19 protein-coding genes are annotated in these 18,325 nt (G+C 64.2%); 14 read left to right on the forward strand and 5 right to left on the reverse strand.

All coding sequences use genetic code 11. The features are described 5' to 3' along the window. Positions 1–14 precede the first annotated feature (14 nt). The 3 genes from IAE37_RS08340 to IAE37_RS08350 form a co-directional block, all read right to left on the reverse strand. Entirely contained in the window at positions 15–1,316 is a 1,302-nt protein-coding gene (locus tag IAE37_RS08340; protein ID WP_201172193.1) for an MFS transporter, read from the reverse strand. A gap of 262 nt (positions 1,317–1,578) precedes the next feature. Then, positions 1,579–2,781, reverse strand: coding sequence for a transporter associated domain-containing protein (locus IAE37_RS08345; RefSeq protein ID WP_201172195.1), 1,203 nt, complete (start codon positions 2,779–2,781; stop codon positions 1,579–1,581). 6 nt (positions 2,782–2,787) lie between these two features. Further along, the gene (locus IAE37_RS08350) at positions 2,788–3,597 is read right to left on the reverse strand and encodes a cytochrome C assembly family protein (protein ID WP_201172197.1); all 810 of its coding nucleotides are present in this window, start codon (positions 3,595–3,597) and stop codon (positions 2,788–2,790) included. A gap of 292 nt (positions 3,598–3,889) precedes the next feature. Between IAE37_RS08350 and ffh the strand changes: the two genes are divergently transcribed. The 12 genes from ffh (at position 3,890) to IAE37_RS08410 (ending at position 13,666) form a co-directional block, all read left to right on the forward strand. Continuing rightward, positions 3,890–5,266 carry a signal recognition particle protein gene (gene ffh, locus IAE37_RS08355; protein WP_012270758.1) on the forward strand — a complete coding sequence of 459 codons (1,377 nt, stop codon included), beginning with the start codon at positions 3,890–3,892 and terminating at the stop codon, positions 5,264–5,266. Positions 5,267–5,526: 260 nt separating this feature from the next. Then, entirely contained in the window at positions 5,527–5,778 is a 252-nt protein-coding gene (gene rpsP / locus IAE37_RS08360) for a 30S ribosomal protein S16 (RefSeq protein WP_003252142.1), read from the forward strand. 5 nt (positions 5,779–5,783) lie between these two features. Next, positions 5,784–6,320 carry a ribosome maturation factor RimM gene (gene rimM / locus IAE37_RS08365; RefSeq protein ID WP_201172199.1) on the forward strand — a complete coding sequence of 179 codons (537 nt, stop codon included), beginning with the start codon at positions 5,784–5,786 and terminating at the stop codon, positions 6,318–6,320. A gap of 3 nt (positions 6,321–6,323) precedes the next feature. Beyond that, positions 6,324–7,076: a tRNA (guanosine(37)-N1)-methyltransferase TrmD gene (gene trmD / locus IAE37_RS08370; RefSeq protein ID WP_008094486.1), complete on the forward strand. Its 753-nt coding sequence runs from the start codon at positions 6,324–6,326 to the stop codon at positions 7,074–7,076. A gap of 42 nt (positions 7,077–7,118) precedes the next feature. Further along, positions 7,119–7,469, forward strand: coding sequence for a 50S ribosomal protein L19 (rplS, locus tag IAE37_RS08375; RefSeq protein WP_008094487.1), 351 nt, complete (start codon positions 7,119–7,121; stop codon positions 7,467–7,469). Between the two features lie 95 nt (positions 7,470–7,564). After that, a complete protein-coding gene (locus IAE37_RS08380; RefSeq protein WP_136916368.1) occupies positions 7,565–7,972 on the forward strand; it encodes an acyl-CoA thioesterase in 408 nt (135 codons plus the stop codon). A gap of 120 nt (positions 7,973–8,092) precedes the next feature. Next, the gene (gene xerD / locus IAE37_RS08385; RefSeq protein ID WP_201172201.1) at positions 8,093–8,989 is read left to right on the forward strand and encodes a site-specific tyrosine recombinase XerD; all 897 of its coding nucleotides are present in this window, start codon (positions 8,093–8,095) and stop codon (positions 8,987–8,989) included. A 154-nt stretch (positions 8,990–9,143) separates the two neighbouring features. Further along, positions 9,144–9,905 carry a DsbC family protein gene (locus IAE37_RS08390; protein ID WP_201172203.1) on the forward strand — a complete coding sequence of 254 codons (762 nt, stop codon included), beginning with the start codon at positions 9,144–9,146 and terminating at the stop codon, positions 9,903–9,905. A gap of 82 nt (positions 9,906–9,987) precedes the next feature. Then, on the forward strand, positions 9,988–11,292 hold the full coding sequence (locus IAE37_RS08395) for a homoserine dehydrogenase (protein ID WP_201172205.1): 1,305 nt from the start codon (positions 9,988–9,990) through the stop codon (positions 11,290–11,292). A gap of 59 nt (positions 11,293–11,351) precedes the next feature. Continuing rightward, entirely contained in the window at positions 11,352–12,761 is a 1,410-nt protein-coding gene (gene thrC / locus IAE37_RS08400; RefSeq protein WP_201172207.1) for a threonine synthase, read from the forward strand. A 136-nt stretch (positions 12,762–12,897) separates the two neighbouring features. Then, on the forward strand, positions 12,898–13,305 hold the full coding sequence (locus tag IAE37_RS08405; protein WP_201172211.1) for a histidine kinase: 408 nt from the start codon (positions 12,898–12,900) through the stop codon (positions 13,303–13,305). Positions 13,306–13,384: 79 nt separating this feature from the next. Next, on the forward strand, positions 13,385–13,666 hold the full coding sequence (locus IAE37_RS08410) for a DUF3509 domain-containing protein (RefSeq protein WP_201172212.1): 282 nt from the start codon (positions 13,385–13,387) through the stop codon (positions 13,664–13,666). 144 nt (positions 13,667–13,810) lie between these two features. On the opposite strand, the gene IAE37_RS08415 is transcribed toward IAE37_RS08410, so the two are convergent. Then, positions 13,811–14,683: a TIGR02285 family protein gene (locus IAE37_RS08415; RefSeq protein WP_201172214.1), complete on the reverse strand. Its 873-nt coding sequence runs from the start codon at positions 14,681–14,683 to the stop codon at positions 13,811–13,813. An 8-nt stretch (positions 14,684–14,691) separates the two neighbouring features. Continuing rightward, positions 14,692–15,891, reverse strand: coding sequence for a CaiB/BaiF CoA transferase family protein (locus tag IAE37_RS08420; protein ID WP_201172216.1), 1,200 nt, complete (start codon positions 15,889–15,891; stop codon positions 14,692–14,694). Positions 15,892–16,023: 132 nt separating this feature from the next. On the opposite strand from IAE37_RS08420, the gene IAE37_RS08425 reads away from it, so the two are divergent. After that, a complete protein-coding gene (locus IAE37_RS08425; RefSeq protein WP_201172217.1) occupies positions 16,024–16,566 on the forward strand; it encodes a YaeQ family protein in 543 nt (180 codons plus the stop codon). Positions 16,567–16,596: 30 nt separating this feature from the next. Further along, positions 16,597–18,306 carry a single-stranded-DNA-specific exonuclease RecJ gene (recJ, locus tag IAE37_RS08430; RefSeq protein WP_201172220.1) on the forward strand — a complete coding sequence of 570 codons (1,710 nt, stop codon included), beginning with the start codon at positions 16,597–16,599 and terminating at the stop codon, positions 18,304–18,306. Positions 18,307–18,325: the final 19 nt, after the last annotated feature.

Below are 18,325 nucleotides of genomic sequence, written 5' to 3' on the forward strand. Positions count from 1 at the left end.
CGGCCCCTAGTGTTTCACAGCTCGGTATTGCGGGTTTCCTTCAAGCACAGCACGGCAATCAGGCTGATCACCGCCGCCGCCGACACATAGCCACCCACCCAGCTCAATCCCCCCATGCTCACCAGCTTCTGGGCGAAGAACGGTGCCGCCGAGGCGCCAACGATGCCGCCCAGGTTGTACGCCGCCGAGGCGCCGGTGTAGCGCACGTGGGTCGGGAACAGCTCAGGCAGCAAGGCGCCCATCGGTGCGAAGGTCACGCCCATCAGGAACAGCTCGATGCTCAGGAACAGCGTCACGCCTGCGGTCGAGCCGGAGGTCAGCAGCGGTTCCATGGTAAAGCCCGAAGCCACCGCCAGCAGGCCGCCGACGATCAGTACCGGCTTGCGCCCGTAGCGGTCGCTGAGCCAGGCCGACAGCGGCGTGGCCAGGGCCATGAAGACCACGGCGAAGCACAGCATGCCGAGGAACGATTCGCGGCTGTAGCCCAGGGCCGACACGCCATAGCTCAGCGAGAACACCGTTGAGATATAGAACAGCGCGTAGCACACCACCATGGCCGCAGCGCCCAGCAGGGTCGGCAACCAGTATTTGGCGAACAGGTCGACCACTGGCATCTTCACGCGCTCGTGGCGGGCCACCGCCTTGGCGAATACCGGGCTTTCCTCCAGCTTCAGGCGTACGTACAGGCCCACCATCACCAGCGCGGCGCTGAGCAGGAAAGGAATGCGCCAGCCCCAGTCACGGAACTGCTCGTCGCTGAGGACCAGGGCCAGGGTCAGGAACAGGCCGTTGGCCGCCAGGAAACCGATCGAGGGGCCCAGTTGCGGGAACATGCCGAACCAGGCGCGCTTGCCTTCCGGTGCGTTCTCGGTAGCCAGCAATGCCGCGCCACCCCATTCGCCGCCCAGGCCCAAGCCTTGGCCGAAGCGCAGCAGGCAGAGCAGCGCAGGCGCCCACATGCCGATGCTGTCATAGCCCGGTAGCACGCCGATCAGCGTGGTCGATACGCCCATCAGCAGCAGCGAGGCCACCAGGGTCGACTTACGCCCGATGCGGTCGCCGAAGTGGCCGAACAGGGCCGAGCCCAGCGGGCGAGCGAGGAAGGCGATGCCGAAGGTGATGAAGGCCGCCAGCATCTGTGCGGTGCCCGACCCCGAAGGGAAGAACACCGGGCCGATTACCAGCGCTGCCGCCGTGGCATACACGTAGAAGTCATAGAATTCGATGGCGGTGCCGATGAAGCTGGCGGTGGCCACCCGGGCAGGAGAGTTGGCCGGCGCGGCAGGCGCTTGGGCGTAGGTGCTGCTGGTTGTCATCTAATAGGTCCCTAACAGTCTGGTTCCGCTTCTCGACGTGGTCCGGGCCGGCCAGGCAGGCACGGGTTGGCGGACGCCGGAGCGTATTGTTCTTGTGCGCGCTCGACTGACCAAAGCCCTGGAGGGATAGGGGCGGGAGCGGGACTGTTCGGGGTGTTGAAGCAGGGCCGCGGGGCGTGTCAGTGGAGCGGACTGGCCGTGTGACGCCGGGTGCGGGTAGCAGGCGGGACGGCGGGGCTGGGTAAGCGTGACCGGAGTATAGCTATCGGGTCACGGTCCACACCAGTACCTTGCTGGCGCAATTGTCCTCGGTTTCGAGGATTTCCAGGCGATAGCGGCCGATTTTCAGGCAGACGGCGCTTTCCGGGATGCTTTCCAGTGCTTCGGTGACCAGGCCGTTGAGGGTCTTCGGGCCGCCGTCGCAGGGCAGGTGCCAGCCGAGGCTGCGGTTGATCTCGCGCAGCGAGGCGGTGCCCTCGATGACGAAGGTGCCATCGGGTTGGGGGTGGACGTGGGGGTTGTCCAGGCTGTGTTCGTCCTCGAACTCGCCGACGATTTCTTCGAGGATGTCCTCCAGGGTGACGATGCCCAGCACCTCGCCGTACTCGTCGACCACCACGCCGAGCCGGCGTTGCTGCTTGTGAAAGTTCAGCAACTGCAGCCGCAGCGGGGTGCTTTCGGGAACGAAGTAAGGTTCGTAGCACGCGCCTTGCAGGGCTTCGAAGGTCAGCTCGGCCCTGGGCAGCAGGTGGCTGATCAACTTGGTGTTGAGGATCGCCTCGACCTGGTTGATATCGCTGTGATAGACCGGCAGGCGAGTGTGGCGGCTGACGATCAACTGATCGATGATCTGCTCGATCGGGTCGTCCAGGTTGATGCCGTCCACTTCGTTGCGCGGCACCAGGATGTCGTTGACGGTGATCTTGTCCAGCGACTGCAGGCCGTCGAGCAGGCCGTGATGAAGCGCTGGCTCGCCGTCCTCGTCATCGAAAGGCTCTTCCTGCTGTGGGTGCAGCGCCACGGCGGTGGGTTGAGTGCGGAACGGGCGCAGGATCAGCTTGGCCAGGCCGTCGAGCACGCAGGCCAGCGGTTGCAGCAGCGCCAGTGGCCATTTCAGGCTGGCACCCAGGCTGACGAGGGCCTGGGGGCTACGCCGGGCCAGGCGCCGTGGCAGGAACTCGGCGAACACCAGCAGCACCAGGCTGGCACCCAGGCCCGCGACCCAGAAGCCCTGTTCGCCGTGGTGGTACTGGCCGACCAGGCAGGCCAGGCCCAGCACCAGCAGCTTGCCGAGGCTGGCGCACAGCACCAGGGCCTGGGCCGGCAGCTTGGTCGGGGGGCTGTCGCCATTGCGCTGGCCACCATTGAGCTGTTGGCGGGCGGCGTCCACGGCGGTGAACAGGGCCGACCAGAGCAGGGCCAGTGCGAGGATGCCGAGAAGGGGCGCGTATGGCAGCGTGTCCATGGGCTGTCAGATATGCAGGATGAATTCGCGAACCAGCTTGCTGCCGAAGTAGGCCAGCATCAGCAGGCAGAAACCGGCGAGGGTCCAGCGGATCGCCTTGTGACCACGCCAGCCGAGGCGGGTGCGGCCCCACAGCAGCACGCTGAACACCACCCAGGCGACGCAGGCCAGCAGGGTCTTGTGTGCCAGGTGCTGGGCGAACAGGTTCTCGAGGAACAGCCATCCGGAAATCAGCGACAGCGAGAGCAGGCACCAGCCGGCCCAGAGGAAGCCGAACAGCAGGCTTTCCATGGTTTGCAGCGGTGGGAAGTTGCGAATCAGGCCCGACGGGTGCTTGTTCTTCAACTGGCGATCCTGCAGCAGCAGGAGCAGCGACTGGAACACAGCGATGGTGAACAGCCCATAGGCCAGGATCGACAGCAGGATGTGGGCGAGGATGCCAGGCTCTTCGTCGATCAGTGGCACCGTGCCTGGAGGGGCGAACTGGGCCAGCAACGCGGTGACGGCGCCTAGCGGGAACAGTAGCACCAGGAGGTTTTCCACCGGTATGCGCAGGCAGGCCAGCAGGGTCAGGGTAATGACCGCCACGGCGATCAGGCTGGCGGCGCTGAAGAAGTCCAGGCTCAGGCCCAGCGGGGTGATCAGCTGGAAGAACAGCGCGCCACCCTGGGCGACCACAGCGAGAGCGCCGAGCAGGCCGAGCAGCCGTTTGTCGGCCTTGCGGCCCTGGGCCAGGTGGGTGCCCTGGTAGATGGCTGCGGCTATATATAAGCCGGCGGCGATCAGGTTGGGGATGAGGCTGGGTGAGGAGACCATAAGTCCTGGAAGGCGAGCCTTAAAGGGACGGAGTTTGGCATAGATCGCGGCAGTCTAGGAAGACTGCAGGACCGTGTCGCGGCATTCGCGGGTAAACCCGCTCCCACAGGCGCCGGGACCCGTGTAGGAGCGGGTTTACCCGCGAAGGCGCGAGCACGAGCACCGAATGTCCACCAAGGTGTCCGCCGCCGCCGCACTTCGCTATAATCGCCGCCTTGCTGTGCCCCGCGCCTGCGCGTACCTAACAGGGCACCTGACAACTCCCGGCTTTCCTGGGCCTGAAAGGATCACCATGTTCGAAAACCTGACCGACCGCCTGTCACAGACGCTGCGCCATGTCACCGGCAAGGCCAAGCTGACCGAAGACAACATCAAGGACACGCTGCGCGAAGTGCGCATGGCCCTGCTCGAGGCTGACGTCGCCCTGCCGGTGGTCAAGGATTTCGTCAACAGCGTCAAGGAGCGCGCGGTCGGCACCGAGGTGTCGCGCAGCCTGACCCCGGGCCAGGCCTTCGTGAAGATCGTCCAGGCCGAACTGGAAAGCCTGATGGGCGCGGCCAACGAGGATCTGGCCCTGAATGCCGCGCCGCCTGCAGTGGTACTGATGGCCGGCCTGCAAGGTGCCGGTAAGACCACCACCGCCGGCAAGCTGGCGCGCTTCCTGAAAGAGCGCAAGAAGAAGAGCGTGATGGTGGTGTCGGCCGACGTCTACCGCCCGGCGGCGATCAAGCAGCTGGAAACCCTGGCCAACGACATCGGCGTGACCTTCTTCCCGTCCGACATCAGCCAGAAGCCGGTGGCCATCGCCGAGGCGGCGATCCGCGAAGCCAAGCTCAAGTTCATCGACGTGGTCATCGTCGACACCGCTGGCCGCCTGCACATCGACGCCGACATGATGGACGAGATCAAGGCGCTGCATGCCGCGGTCAAGCCGATCGAGACCCTGTTCGTGGTCGACGCCATGACCGGCCAGGACGCTGCCAACACCGCCAAGGCTTTCGGCGAAGCCCTGCCGCTGACCGGCGTGGTGCTGACCAAGGTCGACGGTGATGCCCGTGGCGGTGCCGCGCTGTCGGTGCGCGCCATCACCGGCAAGCCGATCAAGTTCATCGGTATGGGTGAGAAGACCGAGGCCCTCGAGCCGTTCCACCCCGATCGCGTCGCCTCGCGCATCCTCGGCATGGGCGACGTGCTCAGCCTGATCGAGCAGGCCGAGCAGACCATCGACAAGGCCAAGGCCGACAAGCTGGCCAAGAAGCTCAAGAAGGGCAAGGGCTTCGACCTCGAAGACTTTCGCGACCAGTTGCAGCAGATGAAGAACATGGGCGGCCTGGGCGGCCTGATGGACAAACTGCCGAGCATCGGCGGGGTCAATCTGTCGCAGATGGGCAACGCTCAGGGCGCTGCCGAGAAGCAGTTCAAGCAGATGGAAGCGATCATCAACTCCATGACTCCGGCCGAGCGCCGCGACCCTGACCTGATCAGCGGTTCGCGCAAGCGCCGGATCGCCCTTGGCTCCGGCACCCAGGTGCAGGACATCGGTCGCCTGATCAAGCAGCACAAGCAGATGCAGAAGATGATGAAGAAATTCTCCGCCAAGGGCGGCATGGCCAAGATGATGCGCGGCCTTGGCGGGATGCTGCCAGGCGGCGGCATGCCCAAGCTGTAATCCCCTATTTTGGGCGCCTGCCTTTTAATAAGGAGGGCGCCCGGAACCCCGCTTCGGCGGGATAATGGCCACGAAATTCGTGGCTCAACCGGCAGATCTGGGCGGTAGGGCGATGCCTTGCCGAAAAAGGCATTTGCAAATGTCCGTGTATTCCCCGAGAATATGCGGCCTTTTGGGCACCCGTGTGCCTATTTGGCATTCAGATTTGCAGTACCAGCTGCTGTATCAACTGCAGCACCGACTATAGGAACGATGTTCACATGGTAACCATTCGTCTGGCCCGTGGCGGCTCGAAAAAGCGCCCATTCTACCACCTGACCGTGACCAACTCGCGTAACGCCCGTGACGGCCGTTTCGTTGAGCGCGTAGGTTTCTTCAACCCAATCGCTGCTGGCGCCGAAGTTAAGCTGTCGGTCAACCAAGAGCGCGTCACCTACTGGCTGAGCCAGGGTGCACAGCCGTCTGAGCGCGTTGCTCAGCTGCTGAAGGAAGCTGCCAAGGCTGCTGCCTAAGAAATATGAACGCGACGCCAGAAAAGGCTGACGACCTCATCGTCGTTGGCAAGATTTTTTCGGTTCACGGCGTTCGCGGCGAGGTGAAGGTGTACTCCTTTACCGATCCGATTGAAAACCTGTTGGATTATCCACGCTGGACGCTTCGGCACGAAGGCACGGTAAAGCAGGTCGAGCTGGTCAACGGTCGGGGTTCCCAAAAGGGCCTGGTCGTGAAATTGAAAGGCCTCGACGATCGCGATGAAGCCCGTCTTCTGAGCGGTTACGAAATCTGCATCCCGCGGAGCCTTTTGCCCAACCTGGCCGCTGACGAGTACTACTGGTACCAGTTGGTAGGTCTGAAGGTCATCAACCAGGACGAACAGCTGTTCGGCAAGGTCGATCACCTGTTGGAGACCGGTGCGAACGATGTAATGGTGGTCAAGCCCTGCGCAGGCAGCCTGGATGATCGCGAGCGTCTGTTGCCCTATACGGCGCAATGTGTGCTGGCAGTCGACCTGGAAGCAGGCGTGATGCGGGTCGAGTGGGACGCGGACTTCTAGACGATGGGTAACCTTCGCGTAGACGTCATCACGTTGTTCCCCGAGATGTTCTCGGCCATCACGGAGTACGGCATTACCAGCCGCGCGGTGAAACAGGGGTTGCTTCAGGTGACTTGCTGGAACCCGCGGGACTACACCACAGATCGCCACCATACCGTGGATGATCGGCCGTTTGGCGGTGGTCCGGGCATGGTGATGAAAATCAAGCCTCTGGAAGACGCCCTGGTTAGCGCCAGGCAAGCGACTGGAGCATCGGCGAAGGTGATCTATCTCTCGCCGCAAGGCCGCAAGCTGACTCAGCAAGCGGTCAAAGGCCTGGCCGAACAGGAATCGTTGATCCTGATCGCCGGTCGTTATGAAGGCATCGACGAGCGCTTTATCGAGGCTCATGTCGATGAGGAGTGGTCGATTGGCGACTATGTGCTTTCCGGTGGCGAGCTGCCGGCCATGGTACTGATCGATGCGGTTACACGGCTGCTGCCCGGAGCTTTAGGGCATGTGGACTCGGCGGAGGAAGACTCCTTCACCGACGGTCTGCTCGATTGCCCGCACTACACCCGACCTGAGGTGTATGCGGATCAGCGTGTTCCCGACGTGTTGCTAAGTGGCAACCATGCACACATCCGGCGTTGGAGAATGAAGCAGTCCCTTGGTAGGACCTTCGAACGACGCGCCGATCTTCTGGAAAGTCGCTCGCTTTCTGGAGAAGAGAAGAAGCTGCTCGAGGAATATCTCCGCGAGCGGGACGATAGTTAAACGTATCGATGGTGGATCACGTATCCATCTTAGGAGCACAGCATGACCAACAAGATCATCCAGCAGCTCGAAGCCGAGCAGATGAGCAAGGAAATCCCGACCTTCGCACCAGGCGACACCATCGTCGTCCAGGTTAAAGTGAAGGAAGGTGAGCGTTCCCGTCTGCAGGCGTTCGAAGGCGTCGTTATCGCCAAGCGTAACCGCGGTCTGAACAGCGCCTTCACCGTGCGCAAGATCTCCAGCGGCGTTGGCGTAGAGCGTACCTTCCAGACCTACAGCCCGCAGATCGACAGCCTGGCCGTGAAACGTCGTGGTGACGTGCGTAAAGCCAAGCTGTACTACCTGCGCGACCTGTCCGGCAAAGCCGCTCGCATCAAGGAAAAACTGTCCTGAGTGCAGTTTGACTGGGTGGCCGAGGCCGCCGTGCGAGACAAAAGCAGCCTTCGGGCTGCTTTTTTGCTTTCTGAAACCCAAGCGTAGTAGACGTGATGACGACTCGAGATCAGGAAATCCAGCGCCGCACCGAATTGTCGGTGACCCGCGTGACCAAGGCGGTGTTCCCCAACACCACCAACCACCACAACACCCTGTTCGGCGGCACCGCCCTGGCCTGGATGGACGAAGTCTCGTTCATCGCCGCCACGCGCTTCTGCCGCCTACCGCTGGTGACCGTGTCTACCGACCGGATCGACTTCAAGCACCCGATCCCGGCGGGCTCGATCGTCGAGCTGGTCGGCACGGTGATCAAGGTCGGCAATACCAGCCTGCAGGTCCAGGTCGACGTGTTCGTCGAGAACATGTACCTCGATGGCTGCGAGCGGGCGATCCATGGTGTGTTCAGCTTCGTCGCCATCGACGAGGACAAGCGCCCGGTGCCGGTGCTGCCCGAGGCCTGAGCAACCTGTACCGGCCTGCGCGATCCCTGTAGGAGCGGCTTTAGCCGCGAAAGGGCCGGTACAGACAACCCACGACCCGTGTGAAACACTAACCCCGTCTCCATCATCCAGCAGCCGCGCATGCCCGCCCTAGACCACCCCCTGATCGACCAGTTTCTCGACGCCCTGTGGCTTGAAAAAGGCCTCTCCGACAACACCCGCGCGTCCTACCGCAGCGACCTGGCGCTGTTCAACGGCTGGTTGCAGGAGCACGCGGTGGCTCTGCCCGATGCCGGCCGCGAGCTGATCCTCGACCACCTCGCCTGGCGTGTGGACCAAGGCTACAAGCCGCGCTCCACCGCTCGGTTCATCTCCGGCCTGCGTGGGTTCTTCCGCTACCTGTTGCGTGAAAAGCTGATCGGCGTCGATCCGACCCTGCTGGTGGACATGCCGCAGCTCGGGCGGCCCTTGCCCAAGTCGTTGTCCGAGGCGGATGTAGAAGCACTGTTGCAAGCCCCGGACCTCGGCGAAGCCATCGGCCAGCGCGACCGCGCCATGCTCGAGGTGCTGTATGCCTGCGGCCTGCGCGTGACCGAGCTGGTCAGCCTGACCCTCGACCAGGTCAACCTGCGCCAGGGCGTGCTGCGGGTGATGGGCAAGGGCAGCAAGGAGCGGCTGGTGCCCATGGGCGAAGAAGCGGTGACCTGGCTGGAGCGCTACCTGCGCGACGGCCGCGCAGAGTTGCTCAATGGTCGCCCCAGCGACGTCCTGTTCCCCAGCCAGCGCGGCGAGCAGATGACCCGGCAGACCTTCTGGCACCGCATCAAGCACCAGGCCCGGGTCGCCGGCATCGACAAGCCGCTGTCGCCGCACACCCTGCGCCACGCCTTCGCCACCCACCTGCTGAACCATGGCGCCGACCTGCGCGTCGTGCAGATGCTGCTCGGCCACAGCGACCTGTCGACCACGCAGATCTACACCCATGTGGCCAAGGCGCGCTTGCAACAACTGCATGCCCAGCACCATCCGCGTGGATGAATCATTTTCATGTTCCGCCGACCGGTACCTGCAAGCCCCTTCAACCCTGGCCCGATGTGGTAGGCTTGGGCGGTTTGCACCAAGGGCCGCACGGTCGCCACGGTCTGTTTGCCGGCGACACCCTCCGGCCCCTGTCCGCCCTCAGGAGTTCCCCATGCGCGTGACCCAGTTTTTCGCCGCCGCCGCGATGGCGCTGGCCAGTACCTTTGCCGTTGCCGCGGCCACCGACGCCAACAGCGGTGCCGAGCAGGCGATTCGCAAGTCGTTGCAGAACCTCGAGCTCGAAGTACCGGTAGAAAGCGTGTCCAGCAGCCCGCTCAACGGCCTTTACGAAGTCAAGCTGCAGGGCGGCCGCGTGCTGTACGCCAGCCCCGATGGCCAGTTCGTGATGCAGGGCTACCTGTTCCAGATCCAGGACGGCAAGCCGGTCAACCTCACCGAAAAAACCGAGCGCCAGGGTGTCGCCAAACTCATCAATGGCATTCCAGCGGCCGAGATGGTGGTTTATCCTGCCAAGGGCGAAACCAAGTCGCACATCACCGTCTTCACCGATACCACCTGCCCGTACTGCCACAAGCTGCACGCCGAAGTGCCGGAGCTCAACCGCCGCGGTATCGAAGTGCGTTATGTCGCCTTCCCGCGCCAGGGCCTCGGCTCGCCGGGTGACGAGCAATTGCAGGCGGTATGGTGCTCCAGCGACCGCCGAGCGGCGCTGGACAAGATGATCGATGGCAAGGAAATCAAGGCCGCCAAGTGCGCCAACCCGGTCGACAAGCAGTTCCAGCTGGGCCAGTCGATCGGTGTCAACGGCACGCCGGCGATCGTCCTCGAAAGCGGCCAGGTGATCCCGGGCTACCAGCCGGCACCGCAAGTGGCCAAGCTGGCCCTCGCCGGCCAGGCGCAAGCCGCCAAGTAATCAATTCAGTACGCCGTCGTCATGGGGTGACGGCATGTTTCACGGTCGGCGAAGGCGCCGGCCGTTCAATGGGGAGTTCACAGTGAAACCGGTCAAAGTAGGCATCTGTGGGTTGGGGACCGTCGGTGGCGGAACCTTCAATGTACTTCAGCGCAACGCCGAGGAGATTGCCCGCCGTGCCGGGCGCGGTATTGAAGTGGCACAGATTGCCATGCGCTCGCAGAACCCGAACTGCCAGATTACCGGTACCCCCATTACCGCTGATGTGTTCGAAGTCGCGAGCAACCCGGAAATCGACATCGTCATCGAGCTGATCGGTGGCTACACCATCGCCCGCGACCTGGTGCTCAAGGCCATCGACAACGGCAAGCACGTGGTCACCGCCAACAAGGCGCTGATCGCCGTGCACGGCAACGAGATCTTCGCCAAGGCCCGGGAGAAGGGCGTGATCGTCGCCTTCGAGGCCGCTGTGGCCGGCGGCATTCCGGTCATCAAGGCGATCCGTGAAGGCCTCTCGGCCAACCGCATCAACTGGCTGGCCGGTATCATCAACGGCACTGGCAACTTCATTCTCACCGAGATGCGCGAGAAAGGCCGTGCCTTCCCCGACGTGCTGGCCGAGGCCCAGGCGTTGGGTTATGCCGAAGCCGACCCGACCTTCGACGTCGAGGGCATCGATGCCGCGCACAAGCTGACCATCCTCGCCTCGATCGCCTTCGGTATTCCGCTGCAGTTCGAAAAAGCCTACACCGAGGGGATTACCCAGCTGACCACCGCTGACGTGAACTACGCCGAGGCCCTGGGCTACCGCATCAAGCACCTCGGTGTGGCCCGCCGCACCGCCGAAGGCATCGAGCTGCGCGTGCACCCGACGCTGATCCCGGCCGATCGCCTGATCGCCAACGTCAATGGCGTGATGAACGCCGTGATGGTCAATGGCGATGCCGCAGGCTCGACGCTGTACTACGGCGCCGGTGCCGGCATGGAGCCGACCGCTTCGTCGGTGGTGGCCGACCTGGTCGACGTGGTCCGTGCCATGACCTCCGACCCGGAAAACCGCGTGCCGCACCTGGCCTTCCAGCCAGACTCGCTGTCGTCGCACCCGATCCTGCCGATCGAAGCCTGCGAAAGCGCCTACTATCTGCGCATCCAGGCCAAGGACCATCCGGGCGTGCTGGCCCAGGTGGCAAGCATCCTGTCCGAGCGTGGCATCAACATCGAGTCGATCATGCAGAAGGAAGCCGAGGAACAGGACGGCCTGGTGCCGATGATCCTGCTGACCCACGGTGTGGTCGAGCAGCGTATCGATGATGCCATCGTCGCCCTGGAAGCCCTGCAGGACGTGGTCGGCAAGGTCGTGCGTATCCGCGTCGAACAGCTCAATTAACGAATCGTGCCGTCGGGCCGCCCGCGCGGCCCCGGCCCCAGCCTCGAAGGTTTGCACCCATGCGCTATATCAGTACCCGCGGCCAGGCACCGGCCCTGAATTTCGAAGACGTCCTGCTGGCCGGCCTCGCCAGCGATGGCGGCCTCTACGTGCCTGAGAACCTGCCACGCTTCACCCAGGAAGAAATCGCCTCCTGGGCCGGCCTGCCTTACCACGAACTGGCCTTCCGGGTGATGCGCCCGTTCGTCGAAGGCAGCATCGCCGACGCCGATTTCAAGAAGATCCTCGAAGAAACCTATGGCGAGTTCGCCCACGCTGCCGTAGCGCCGCTGCGCCAGTTGAACAGCAACGAGTGGGTCATGGAGCTGTTCCACGGCCCGACCCTGGCGTTCAAGGATTTCGCCCTGCAGCTGCTCGGCCGCCTGCTCGACCACGTACTGGCCAAGCGCAACGAGCGCGTGGTGATCATCGGCGCCACCAGCGGTGACACCGGCTCGGCCGCCATCGAAGGCTGCCGCAGCTGTGAAAATGTCGACATCTTCATCCTGCACCCGCATCAGCGTGTGTCGGAAGTCCAGCGTCGGCAGATGACTACCCTGTTCGGTGACAACGTCCACAACATCGCCATCGAAGGCAACTTCGACGACTGCCAGGAGATGGTCAAGGCCAGCTTCGCCGACCAGTCGTTCCTCAAGGGCACCCGCCTGGTCGCCGTCAACTCGATCAACTGGGCGCGGATCATGGCCCAGATCGTCTACTACTTCCACGCAGCCCTTCAGTTGGGCGGCCCGGCCCGTTCGGTGGCGTTCTCGGTGCCGACCGGCAACTTCGGCGACATCTTCGCCGGTTACCTGGCGCGCAACATGGGCCTGCCGATCAGCCAACTGATCGTCGCCACCAACCGCAACGACATCCTGCACCGCTTCATGAGCGGCAACCAGTACGTCAAGGAAACCCTGCACGCGACCCTGTCGCCGTCGATGGACATCATGGTCTCGTCCAACTTCGAGCGCCTGCTGTTCGACCTGCACGGCCGCAACGGCGCGGCACTGTCCGAGCTGATGGCGACCTTCAAGCAAGGTGGCGGCTTCAGCGTCGAACAGGATCGCTGGACCGAAGCCCGCAAGCTGTTCGATTCGCTGGCGGTCAGCGACGAGCAGACTTGCGAGACCATCGCCGAAGTCTTCGCCAGCACCGGTGAAGTGCTCGACCCGCACACCGCGATCGGCGTCAAGGCCGCCCGTGAGTGCCGTCGCAGCCTCGACACGCCGATGGTGGTGCTGGGCACCGCGCACCCGGTCAAGTTCCCCGAGGCGGTGGAGAAGGCCGGTGTCGGCAAGGCGCTGGAACTGCCCGCGCACCTGAGCGACCTGTTCAGCCGCGAAGAGCGCTGCACGGTCCTGGCCAACGACCTCAAGGCGGTCCAGGCCTTCGTCAGCCAGCATGGCAACCGCGGCAAGCCGTTGTAATACCGCGGTGTCGATAGGGGCGGTGCGCAATGCGCCGACCTCTTTCGTCGATTCAGCAGTATTTTCAGATTTATCCTATATCGGGCCGTAAGCGGCTCGCTTAGTGTGACGCCGATCCTTGCCACTGGAGCGGCTCATGCTTCTACCCTACGTGTTGCTTCATCAAGCGCGCCCTTCGCACCAGATCCTCCTGCACCAGGCGTGCAATGCCTTGGGCATCTTCGACGTGCGCGTCACCCGCGATCTTGACGATCTTCACGCTTGCCTGGCACGTGAGCGGGTCGCCGACCTGCTGATTCTCGACCCCGGCATGGCTTCGGCCAACGCCATGGCATTGTTCGAACGGCTCGCCGGCAGAGGGCAGGTGCCGTCCTTGCTGTTCGTTGGCAGCCTCGCCGAAGAAAGCGGCCCTGGCCTGGCGGGAGAGGCCCGCGAGCGAGGTTTCAGGGTGCTGGCCGAGCTGGCCTGGCCCCTGCCTATGCCGCGCTGGCAGCGGGCGCTGGAGCGTATTCAAACTGTCATCTCGGCCCCGCATGCTCACTGAAACAGGCGTAAGTTGACGAACTTTCCGCTGCGCCTGCTGGTCAATTCCCACATGTCCCCCCACGCAGCGAGTGATCCGGATGGAAAGAATCTGCAGACTGCTCAACGAAGCCCTGAGCCCTTATCAGACCCAGCTCGGCCCCGTGGATGCTGGCGGCAACCGCCAGTTGACCGTGTCCGACAACCTCGGTGGCACCACCTTGCGGCGTACGGTGAGCCTGCGTCAGTTGCAGGAGCAGCGCCTGCTGGTCGACCTGGTCGACGGTTTGCACCGCGACCTGCAAATCGCCGAGGGTCGTTTGCAGCCCTGCGTGATAGCGGCATCGAGACAATGCCAGCAGCCTCAGGGAACCTTTGCCTGAGTACATCCTCAGAAACTGTAGAAGTCATCTGCCAGCGCACAGCTCCGGCGCCGGCAGGTGGCTTTGGAAGGCCTCGAAGGCTTTCGGTTGACCCCGGGCGTCTCTCCCCCAGCGCCCGGGGTTTCTTTTTTCGCCGACCGCCGATCAGGGCGTAGTGAAGAACTGCCGGCTCTGTTCCAGGTAGTCGTCGCGCAGCGCCGGGTCCAGCCAGTGCGCATAGAGCGCCGGCAAGGTGTCGCGGCGCAGGGCCGGTAGCAACTGGTCGATATGCGCGATGGCGGCGCGCCCCAGTGGCGTATCGGCACAACCCACGTGAAGGAACTGGTAGCGATTCACGCCCTGGATCGGGTGGAAGCGGTAGTCGGCGGGCGAGCCGCCATGCTGCTGGATCAGGTAGCGCATTTCCGGCCAGTAGCCCAGCACCAACTGCAGGCGCCCTAGTTGCTGCATCTGCAACAGGCTGGCGGTGGCATCGTTGCCATAATGGCGGTTGAACGCCGAGTCGGGCAGGCTGCGCAGCATCTCGTCGATTTGCGTGCCATAACTGCGTTCGGCAACGATGCCGAGCTTCAGCGGTGTTTGCGTCAACAACCCCTTGAGGTCGATATCGGCACCGTTGCTGAAGGCCGCCAGCTTCAGTTCGTTCTGCTTGTGCACCACCAGCCCGCTGCTCAGCGCGCCCAGGGCAGGCATGGAGTAACGCACGAAACGCGCGCGCTCGGCGGTCCAGATCAGGGTCGGATCGCAGACGAAATGGCCGGCCTGGAGCATCTGGGTACCCCGGGCACGGTTGACCCGGACGATGCTGTGGTCATACTCGGGCATCTGTGCGATCAGCAGGGGCAGCATCTGGTCGATCACGCCCTGGCCTTTTTCGGCGCCGTCGAAGACGGTGAATGGCGGCAGGTCGCGAACCAGCCAGATCAACCGCTCCTTGGCCGCTGCAGGTTGCAGCACCAGGGCGAGCAACAGCCCGCACAGCACCAGTAGCGCCCGCCCCAGGCGTGTGCCAGGCATGGGCGTGATCAGACGGTGCCTGCTGCGCGCAGGTTGCTGATGGCGCTGGCGTCGTAGCCCAGGCCGGTCAGCAGGCGGTCGGTATGTTCGCCCAGCGTCGGGCCGACCCACTGCGCAGAACCCGGTGTTTCGGACAGCTTGGGGACGATACCCGGCATCTTGAACGGCTTGCCGTCTGGCAGCCTGGCCTGGAGAAACATCTCACGCGCCAGGAATTGCGGGTCGCTGAACATGTCCTCGGCCGAGTAGATGCGGCTGGCCGGCACCTCGGCGTCGGTGAGCACCTGCATCACCTGCTGCAGCGGCAGGCTGTTGGCCCAGCGGTCGATCACGCCATACAGCTCGTCGCGTCGTGCATCGCGCCCGTCGTTGCTGGCAAGGGCCGGGTCTTCGGCCAGGTCGGCGCGGCCAATGGCATGCATGAAGCGCTTGAAGATCGCATCGCCATTGGCGCCGATCTGCACGTGCTTGCCGTCGGCGCTGGTATGGATGGAGGAGGGCGTGATGCCGGGCATGATGTTGCCGGTACGTTCACGAATGAAGCCGAACACATCGAATTCGGGGACCATGCTTTCCATCATGGCGAAGATCGCCTCGTACAGGGCCACGTCCACCACCTGGCCTTGGCCGCCGTTGACTTCACGATGGCGCAGCGCCATCAGGGCGCCGATCACGCCCCACAGCGCGGCGATCGAGTCGCCGATGGAAATGCCCGTGCGCACCGGCGGGCGGTCCTCGAAGCCGGTGATGTAGCGCAAGCCGCCCATCGATTCGCCGACCGCGCCGAAGCCCGGTTGGTCCTTCATCGGGCCGGTCTGGCCGAAGCCGGACAGGCGCACCATGACCAGGCGCGGGTTGAGCGCATGCAGCACGTCCCAGCCCAGGCCGAGTTTCTCGAGCACGCCTGGGCGGAAGTTCTCGATCAGGATGTCGGCCTCGGCCAGCAGGCGTTTGAGGATCTCGCGGCCTTCGGGGTGCTTGAGGTTGAGAGTGAGCGATTGCTTGTTGCGCGCCTGCACGAACCACCACAGCGACGTGCCCTCGTACAGCTTGCGCCATTTGCGCAGCGGGTCGCCGCCGTCGGGCGACTCGACCTTGATCACCTCGGCGCCGAATTCGGCGCAGATGCGCGAGGCGAACGGGCCGGCGATCAGAGTGCCGAGTTCGACGACCTTGAGGCCGGCGAGGGGTTTGCTGGGGGTAGACATGAGGCATCCGTGGCAACTGGGCAGACCCAAGGTTTTATCATAGGTCCGAGGCGGCAGGTACTCCCTCGGCGCAACGAACGGCAGGATCGGTTAGACTGTGGGACTTTTCTTTGCGCAAGAAGCCCGTCGACCATGGCCCAGCCGTCCACCACCTACAAATTCGAACTGAACCTGACCGATCTCGACCGCGGCGTGTACGAAAACGTCCGGCAGACCATCGCCCGTCACCCCTCGGAAACCGAGGAACGCATGGCTGTGCGACTGCTGGCCTATGCCCTTTGGTACAACGAGAACCTGGCGTTCGGTCGCGGCCTGTCGGATGTCGACGAGGCTGCCTTGTGGGAGAAGAGCCTGGATGACCGCATCCTGCACTGGATCGAAGTCGGCCAGCCGGACGCCGAGCGCCTGACCTGGTGCTCGCGCCGCACCGAACGCACCAGCCTGCTGGCCTACGGCAGCCTGCGGGTCTGGGAAGGCAAGGTGGTGAGCGCGGTCAAGGGCCTGAAGAACCTCAGCATCGCTGCCGTGCCACAGGAGGTGCTGGAAGTGCTGGCCACCGACATGCCGCGCACCATCAAGTGGGATGTGATGATCAGCGAAGGCACGCTGTTCGTCACCGACGACCGTGGCCAGCACGAAGTGCAGCTTCAGTGGCTGCTCGGCGAGCGTGGCTGAACCGACCGATAGCCGACTGCCGAAGATCCCATGCGTATCGAACCTCGCCCGCTGCCCCCGACCCTGCCATTGCTGGGTAACCTGCCACCTTTGCTGACCCGCCTGTACGCCGCCCGCGGCGTGCAGTCCGAAGCCGAACTGGACAAGAGCCTGGCGCGGCTGCTGCCGTACCAGCAGCTCAAGGGCATCGAGGCGGCCGTCGACCTGCTGGTCGATGCCCTCGACCAGCGCCAGCGCATCCTCATCGTCGGCGACTTCGATGCCGATGGCGCCACCGCCAGTACGGTCGGCCTGCTCGGCCTGCGCCTGCTGGGCGCGGCCCATGTCGATTACCTGGTGCCCAACCGCTTCGAATACGGCTACGGCCTGACCCCGGAAATCGTCGAGGTGGCGCTGCAGCGCCAGCCGCAGTTGCTGGTGACCGTGGACAACGGCATCTCCAGCGTCGAGGGCGTGGCGGCGGCCAAGGCCGCCGGGCTCAAGGTGCTGGTCACCGACCACCACCTGCCGGGCCCGCAACTGCCGGACGCCGATGCCATCGTCAACCCGAACCAGCCAGGCTGCGACTTCCCGAGCAAGTCGCTGGCCGGGGTCGGGGTGATCTTCTACGTGCTCATGGCCCTGCGCGCGCGCCTGCGCAGCCTGGGCCGCTATGAGAACCAGCCGCAGCCGAACATCGGCGAGCTGCTCGACCTGGTGGCCCTGGGCAGCGTGGCCGACGTGGTACCGCTGGATGCCAACAACCGCATCCTGGTGCACCAGGGCCTCGAACGCATTCGTGCCGGCCGTGCGCGACCAGGACTGAAGGCGATTCTCGAAGTGGCCCGCCGCGACCACCGCCGCATCACGTCCACCGACCTGGGGTTCATCCTCGGCCCGCGCCTGAACGCGGCCGGGCGCCTGGACGACATGAGCCTGGGGATCGAGTGCCTGCTGTGCGAAGACGCGGCCCTGGCCCAGGACATGGCCCAGCAGTTGGATGACCTGAACCAGGACCGCAAGTCGATCGAGCAGGGCATGCAGCGTGAGGCGCTGGCCCAGCTCAAGGACCTGCCGGTGGAGTCGATGCCCTACGGCTTGTGCCTGTTCGACGCCGACTGGCACCAGGGTGTGATCGGCATCCTCGCCTCGCGCCTGAAAGAGCGCTATCACCGCCCGACCATCGCCTTCGCCGATGCCGGCGACGGCATGCTCAAAGGCTCGGCACGCTCGGTACCGGGCTTCCATATTCGTGATGCCCTGGATGCGGTGGCCGCGCGTCATCCGCAGCTGATCAGCAAGTTCGGCGGGCACGCCATGGCCGCCGGCCTGTCGTTGCCCGAGGGCAACTTCCCTGCGTTTGCCGAAGCGTTCGATGAGGAAGTCCGTCGCCAGCTGCGCGAAGAAGACCTGACCGGCCGCCTGTTGTCGGACGGCGTACTGGCGGTGGAAGAATTCCACCTCGACCTGGCCAAGGCCCTGCGCCATGCCGGGCCGTGGGGCCAGCACTTCCCCGAGCCGCTGTTCCATGGCGTGTTCCAGCTGGTCGAGCAGCGAGTGGTCGGCGAGCGGCACCTGAAGGTGGTGCTCAAGAGCGAATGTGGCTCGGTACGGCTGGATGGCATTGCCTTCGGCATCGACCGCGAGGTATGGCCGAACCCGACGGTGCGCTGGGTGGAGCTGGCGTACAAGTTGGATGTGAACGAGTTTCGTGGGAATGAGAGTGTGCAGTTGATGATTGCGCATATCGAGGCGCGGTGAGGCAGCGGCCCAGTCCCCG

Source organism: Pseudomonas sp. S31, assembly GCF_016648105.1.
GTDB lineage: Bacteria > Pseudomonadota > Gammaproteobacteria > Pseudomonadales > Pseudomonadaceae > Aquipseudomonas.

Coding starts and splice junctions, on each gene's coding strand:
- IAE37_RS08340 (WP_201172193.1), bottom strand. CDS start 1,316: ATGACAACCAGCAGCACCTACGCCCAAGCGCCTGCCGCGCCGGCCAAC.
- IAE37_RS08345 (WP_201172195.1), bottom strand. CDS start 2,781: ATGGACACGCTGCCATACGCGCCCCTTCTCGGCATCCTCGCACTGGCC.
- IAE37_RS08350 (WP_201172197.1), bottom strand. CDS start 3,597: ATGGTCTCCTCACCCAGCCTCATCCCCAACCTGATCGCCGCCGGCTTA.
- ffh (WP_012270758.1), top strand. CDS start 3,890: ATGTTCGAAAACCTGACCGACCGCCTGTCACAGACGCTGCGCCATGTC.
- rpsP (WP_003252142.1), top strand. CDS start 5,527: ATGGTAACCATTCGTCTGGCCCGTGGCGGCTCGAAAAAGCGCCCATTC.
- rimM (WP_201172199.1), top strand. CDS start 5,784: ATGAACGCGACGCCAGAAAAGGCTGACGACCTCATCGTCGTTGGCAAG.
- trmD (WP_008094486.1), top strand. CDS start 6,324: ATGGGTAACCTTCGCGTAGACGTCATCACGTTGTTCCCCGAGATGTTC.
- rplS (WP_008094487.1), top strand. CDS start 7,119: ATGACCAACAAGATCATCCAGCAGCTCGAAGCCGAGCAGATGAGCAAG.
- IAE37_RS08380 (WP_136916368.1), top strand. CDS start 7,565: ATGACGACTCGAGATCAGGAAATCCAGCGCCGCACCGAATTGTCGGTG.
- xerD (WP_201172201.1), top strand. CDS start 8,093: ATGCCCGCCCTAGACCACCCCCTGATCGACCAGTTTCTCGACGCCCTG.
- IAE37_RS08390 (WP_201172203.1), top strand. CDS start 9,144: ATGCGCGTGACCCAGTTTTTCGCCGCCGCCGCGATGGCGCTGGCCAGT.
- thrC (WP_201172207.1), top strand. CDS start 11,352: ATGCGCTATATCAGTACCCGCGGCCAGGCACCGGCCCTGAATTTCGAA.
- IAE37_RS08405 (WP_201172211.1), top strand. CDS start 12,898: ATGCTTCTACCCTACGTGTTGCTTCATCAAGCGCGCCCTTCGCACCAG.
- IAE37_RS08410 (WP_201172212.1), top strand. CDS start 13,385: ATGGAAAGAATCTGCAGACTGCTCAACGAAGCCCTGAGCCCTTATCAG.
- IAE37_RS08415 (WP_201172214.1), bottom strand. CDS start 14,683: ATGCCTGGCACACGCCTGGGGCGGGCGCTACTGGTGCTGTGCGGGCTG.
- IAE37_RS08420 (WP_201172216.1), bottom strand. CDS start 15,891: ATGTCTACCCCCAGCAAACCCCTCGCCGGCCTCAAGGTCGTCGAACTC.
- IAE37_RS08425 (WP_201172217.1), top strand. CDS start 16,024: ATGGCCCAGCCGTCCACCACCTACAAATTCGAACTGAACCTGACCGAT.
- recJ (WP_201172220.1), top strand. CDS start 16,597: ATGCGTATCGAACCTCGCCCGCTGCCCCCGACCCTGCCATTGCTGGGT.